At 34.9% G+C, this 2,503-nt stretch carries 2 protein-coding genes; one reads left to right on the top strand and one right to left on the bottom strand.

The genetic code is table 11. The features are described 5' to 3' along the window. The first annotated feature begins 363 nt into the window (after positions 1-363). A complete protein-coding gene (locus AAC147_RS18465; RefSeq protein WP_047683600.1) occupies positions 364-1,104 on the top strand; it encodes a glycosyltransferase family 25 protein in 741 nt (246 codons plus the stop codon). A 28-nt stretch (positions 1,105-1,132) separates the two neighbouring features. Here AAC147_RS18465 and AAC147_RS18460 read toward each other — a convergent pair. Then, a partial coding sequence (locus tag AAC147_RS18460) for a phage baseplate protein (protein WP_052189642.1) occupies positions 1,133-2,503 on the bottom strand: 1,371 nt, incomplete at its 5' end.

Here is a 2,503-nt window from a genome sequence, read left to right as displayed (position 1 = left end):
GGAAAGCTATAAACATAAAATTTATTTATGATTTTCTATTTGTAGGTATCTTAAATTTTCAGTCTGAAACTTAGAATGTTTAGAAATATATTCTACACATCAGTATGTTACATAAATGCAGATAGTTTATTCCGTCGTGTATCTCCTAACACCAGTTCTCAGCATAAAATGTCTGGTTATTTTTTTAGCGAAAATGATACCAAATTATCATGTTATTCAATTATTCCTTATAAAATGTCAACAACATCTAACAGAGGAGACTTTCCATTGTGAAAAATTGTGGAGCTGGAAATTATCTGACTGTTTTATTTAGAATAATCTGTGTTAGTATGTCACATCAAATAAAATTCAACATGGTGTCCTATGAAGATTTTTGTCATCAATTTAGAAAAAGATATAGAACGCAGAAAATCAATGCAAGAGCAGTTGCAAAAAGTGAATCTTAGTGCTGAGTTCATAACAGCAGTATACGGAAAAGAATTAACCAATGAGCAGCTGATAAATTCATGCCCTGATTTTGATGATTTAGCCCTCACTCTTGGTGAAGTTGGTTGTTCAATGAGCCATATAAAAGTGTATAAGAGAATGCTCGATAGCAGTATACCTGTTGCTTTAGTATTAGAAGATGATGTACTTTTTGATGAAAGTTTAATTACTATATTGTCGTGTTTAGATAATCATCCCTTGTTATTAAGTTCAAAACCTTATGTTTTTTTATTAAATAATACTAATGAATATTTCGAATCATTTAAAAAACCATTGATAGAAAACTATAATATAGTCAATGTAATTGATGCCGCATGTGCTTTTGGATATGTTTTAAATCTATCCGCAGCCAAGAAATTATATCATTATTTACAACCTGTTAGATTTGTTGCCGATGAATGGAAATTTTTCAAAGAACAAGGTGTAATTACATTGAAAGGAATTATCCCTCCAGTAATTCATCCTTCTGCCCAATCGATAAATTCATCGATCGGGGAAAGAGAGTATACATTGACGAAATTAGATATAGAAAATAGAAAACGTACAATTATCATTCAAATAAAGTTAGCTTTGTGGAGGATATTCATTCGTACTTGGCTGAAAAAAGTTAGGCCTTAGCTTTCAAGCTAAGGCTATCATGAATGAACTAATTTGTTCGGTACCAACCCATTAACATAATATAGGCATTAATAACATCAAATCCTTCACCACTACCAGTTTCAGATGTATTACCACTAACATTATGTACATGTTCTCCATTCCATGATGTGTTTCCAGTCCAAGTCCGGGATGCATCAAATGTGGTAAGGTTTGTCCATCTATCTGTATATTCTACACCAGGTTTACTCTGGCCATTTCTAGCAAAAGCACCTCCAAAAATATCACTTCCATGAGCAATAACACTTGGTAGATAACCAGTAATGTTCATATTCCCACGGTTATGATTATGTCCTCCAGTACTATTTGTATTCCCACTAAAATAGTGACTATGTTTTGGAATATGTTTTATAGTTAGCTGCTTAGTATCATTACCACCTGCCGATAACACATTTGATCCATTACTAGCAGCCAAGCGAACTGTTCTATTTTCACCAATATACTTCCATGTTGTCCCGGGAAATAGATTGTTGGGATTTTTATTTTGTGCAAACCATAAAACAATTCCAACAGGGTATAGTAAATCTATGGATACTGATTTGGCTAACGCATCAGTGACTGCTTTTTGACTCATTATTTGTTCAGCTGAGTTTCCTGATTCTTGTACTATCGCTGATTTTGGTACGGAATTTTTTGCCAAATTAATAGTTTCTACATAATCATGAGCATAAGGCAGGACAGAATCATCGTAATCTTTTCCTAATAGGGGGTCATCAATGGCATAGGATTTCACAGCCCATTTCATTTCAAAATTATTCTGAGGCTCTAAAGCACTAGAGAGCTCCACTTCATCATCTTTACGAGAATAATGAATATCGGAAAAATTACTGGTGGCATGGTAAGTTAATCCACCCCGTAAATAACAACCACTGAATCTTTTGCAATAAACAATATCTCCGGGCTTAACCTTTTCATAAAGGGGATATTTACCATCAATTGGCCTTGCAATACTCATCATGCCATGACAAATATTTTTAACGGTCTTACGGTATCTCTGATGAATCCGTTTAATATTCAGGTACTGGGCATCACCTCCCCACAGATAATCCCCTCCTTCAATCTGCAATAACAACCCAGCAATATGAAATTCACCTTTACTAAATAGGTCTTTTTCTCTGTCTTCAGCATACCAGCGATGAATTGTTAACCACGAATTTGCTCCATTATTCGATGGAAACTGCCACCATACCGGATAATAACGATCAGTACTCAACCCGGTTAGATCTATCGTCATGTTAAAACGCGGTTCACCCTGTACATCTTGTGCATTCAGGGTCACATCTTCCCCCAACGGTTTCCCATTGATTTTTCGGTTATTGGGCACCGCATTTTTTGCCAGTTCCTGAGTTTCTGTTAAACC

It is taken from the genome of Xenorhabdus sp. NBAII XenSa04 (assembly GCF_963866145.1).
In the GTDB taxonomy this organism is placed as follows: domain Bacteria; phylum Pseudomonadota; class Gammaproteobacteria; order Enterobacterales; family Enterobacteriaceae; genus Xenorhabdus; species Xenorhabdus indica.
Note: the sequence above shows the minus strand (reverse complement) of the source record. Positions and strands in the feature narration are given on the sequence as shown.

Bases quoted from the DNA above. Each gene is read 5' to 3' on its own strand.
- AAC147_RS18465 (WP_047683600.1), top strand. From the start codon at position 364: ATGAAGATTTTTGTCATCAATTTAGAAAAAGATATAGAACGCAGAAAA.